Genomic DNA, 2,472 nt, shown 5'->3' with positions numbered 1-2,472 from the left:
AATCACCAGAATCGTCATTTCTTTCCGCTCCCTCTTACAGCACCTTGGCTTCGGTCTTCAGCTTCTCGACCAGCGTCTTCACGTCCGGCACCTTCACGCCGGCTGCGCGCTTCGGCGGCTCGACCACTTTCAGCGTCTTCAGACGCGGCGCGACGTCGACACCCAGGTCTTCCGGCTTCACCGTTTCCAGCGGCTTCTTCTTCGCCTTCATGATGTTCGGCAGCGTCACGTAACGCGGCTCGTTCAGGCGCAGATCCGTGGTGATGACGGCGGGCAGTTGAAGCGACAGCGTTTCCGCGCCACCGTCGACTTCGCGTGCGACGGTTGCACGGCCGTCGGCCACCGTCACCTTCGATGCGAACGTCGCTTGCGGCAGGCCTGCCAGCGCCGCCAGCATCTGGCCAGTCTGGTTCGAATCGTCGTCGATCGCCTGCTTGCCGAGGATCACCAGTTGCGGCTGCTCCTTGTCGACCAGCGCCTTCAGGATCTTCGCGACGCCCAGCGGCTCGACGCCGTCGTTCGACTCGACGAGGATCGCGCGATCCGCGCCGATCGCCAGCGCCGTACGCAGCGTTTCCTGCGCTTGCGCGACGCCTACCGATACGGCGATCACTTCGGTCGCCACGCCCGCTTCCTTCAGGCGCACGGCTTCTTCAACAGCGATTTCGTCGAACGGGTTCATCGACATCTTCACGTTCGCGATGTCGACACCCGATTGGTCGGATTTCACGCCGACCTTCACGTTCGCGTCGACGACGCGCTTGACCGGGACCAATACCTTCACTTTGCGTCTCCTTTTCCAATCAACAATCCTGCACCCACTGCACGGAATAAGCTGCCGCACTGGCGTAGCGTCAACAGTGTCGGTTCTGCCATGGTCAGGTCAACACCGGCGGTTCAATGATTCCGTACTTCGGAAACCGCGAGGAGCGCGTGGAATTGACAATACGTGCCGGATGGCGCGGCACAGACGAAAAGCTGCATTGTGGTTATTCCGACGTACGGAACAACACCTGGTCGTGCGTTGACGCTTCCAGACGCCGCGCACACGATTGAGATCAAAGCCCAGCGCATGCCGAAATCGCGTCGGCTTCGTTCGGATGGGTGGTCGCGCTGCGACTGTCGACGAGTTCGCGGAGCTGTTCGTATTCCTTGCATCCGGCAAGTCCGGCTATACGTCCGGAACGATTGTCACGGTGGACGACGGGATCACGTCGCGCGGCTCCGTGAGTCAAACATAGAAAGGAAGAATCATGTCAGAGAGCGATCAGGAGACATCCATATACGCGTCGTATTCGAGTCTTGCGTTCGATCGACCCGCGAAGGGGGTCTTGCGCATTACGCTCAACCGTCCGGAGCGACTCAACGCGCTCGACGCGCGAGGTCATGAGGAGTTGGCGCGAGTGTGGCGAGACGTCGACGAGGATCCGAGTGTCGCTGCCGTGATCCTGTGCGGCGCAGGCAAGGCATTCTCTGCAGGTGGCGACTTCGACATGGTCGAGGAAATGATCGATTCGTTCGACGCGCGGGTGCGCGTTTGGCGCGAATCCAAGGATCTCGTCTACAACATCATCAACTGTTCGAAGCCGATCGTCTCCGCGATCCATGGCTCGGCGGTGGGTGCAGGGCTCGTGGCGGCGCTGCTCGCGGATATTTCGGTGGCCGGCCGATCGGCACGCCTGGTCGACGGTCATACGCGGCTCGGCGTCGCAGCAGGCGATCACGCAGCGATCATCTGGCCGCTGCTTTGCGGCATGGCGAAAGCCAAATATCACCTGATGCTGTGCGAACCCGTGAATGGCGAGAAGGCCGAGCAGATCGGACTGGTATCCGTCGCGGTAGACGATGCCGACGTTCAGGAAACGGCGTTGTCGATCGCTGTGCGGCTCGTGAACGGCGCACCGTCGGCGATACGCTTGACCAAATACGCGCTCAACAACTGGCTGCGCCAGGCTGGGCCGACTTTCGACGCGTCGCTGGCACTGGAAATGTTTGGGTTCGGCGGGGCTGAAGTACGCGAAGGCGTGAAGTCGTTCCGCGACAAGCGCGCGCCGGAATTCCCCCTCGAAACGCCGGTGTCTCCGACGCGGAGCGTATAAGCCGGAAGATCGGTGAAAGAAACGGGGCCCGGCGTGCGCAGCATGGGCTCGCGTTTGCCGCTGTGGCACACCCGCGACCACTGACTCCGCTTACCGGTCGACCGGGGTAGGAGCGCGGTCGCACACTGAGCGATTGAAAAAGGTCGGCTGGTCACGACGACGAAGCCGAGTTCAACACGCGATGGGAATCTGTCGCGCCTACATGATTTGAATCAGCACATGTCCCAAACCAGTCTCATCGAGCAATACGGCCCGCGCGAATCGATGGAATACGACGTCGTGATCGTCGGCGGCGGCCCCGCCGGGCTGTCGGCGGCGATCCGGCTCAAGCAGCTGGCCGCCGAGAAAGGCACCGAGATCGGCGTGTGCGTGC

4 protein-coding genes are annotated in these 2,472 nt (G+C 61.8%); 3 read left to right on the top strand and 1 reads right to left on the bottom strand.

Annotated elements, in window-relative coordinates; genetic code table 11:
• Positions 1–34 precede the first annotated feature (34 nt).
• Positions 35–784 (bottom strand): electron transfer flavoprotein subunit beta/FixA family protein, encoded by a 750-nt coding sequence (locus CFB40_RS37555; RefSeq protein ID WP_089434238.1) that lies wholly within the window; start codon positions 782–784, stop codon positions 35–37.
• A 316-nt stretch (positions 785–1,100) separates the two neighbouring features.
• Between CFB40_RS37555 and CFB40_RS39385 the strand changes: the two genes are divergently transcribed.
• From CFB40_RS39385 to CFB40_RS38505, 3 genes are all read left to right on the top strand, one after another.
• The gene (locus CFB40_RS39385; protein WP_143329958.1) at positions 1,101–1,241 is read left to right on the top strand and encodes an SDR family oxidoreductase; all 141 of its coding nucleotides are present in this window, start codon (positions 1,101–1,103) and stop codon (positions 1,239–1,241) included.
• Positions 1,242–1,253: 12 nt separating this feature from the next.
• Positions 1,254–2,099 (top strand): enoyl-CoA hydratase/isomerase family protein, encoded by an 846-nt coding sequence (locus CFB40_RS37550; RefSeq protein ID WP_089434239.1) that lies wholly within the window; start codon positions 1,254–1,256, stop codon positions 2,097–2,099.
• A gap of 219 nt (positions 2,100–2,318) precedes the next feature.
• A partial coding sequence (locus CFB40_RS38505) for an FAD-dependent oxidoreductase (protein ID WP_143282287.1) occupies positions 2,319–2,472 on the top strand: 154 nt, incomplete at its 3' end.

Source organism: Burkholderia sp. AU31652 (genome assembly GCF_002223155.1).
In the GTDB taxonomy this organism is placed as follows: Bacteria; Pseudomonadota; Gammaproteobacteria; order Burkholderiales; family Burkholderiaceae; genus Burkholderia.
This window is presented reverse-complemented; position numbering and strand designations above follow the sequence as displayed.

Bases quoted from the DNA above. Each gene is read 5' to 3' on its own strand.
- CFB40_RS39385 (WP_143329958.1), top strand. From the start codon at position 1,101: ATGGGTGGTCGCGCTGCGACTGTCGACGAGTTCGCGGAGCTGTTCGTA.
- CFB40_RS37550 (WP_089434239.1), top strand. From the start codon at position 1,254: ATGTCAGAGAGCGATCAGGAGACATCCATATACGCGTCGTATTCGAGT.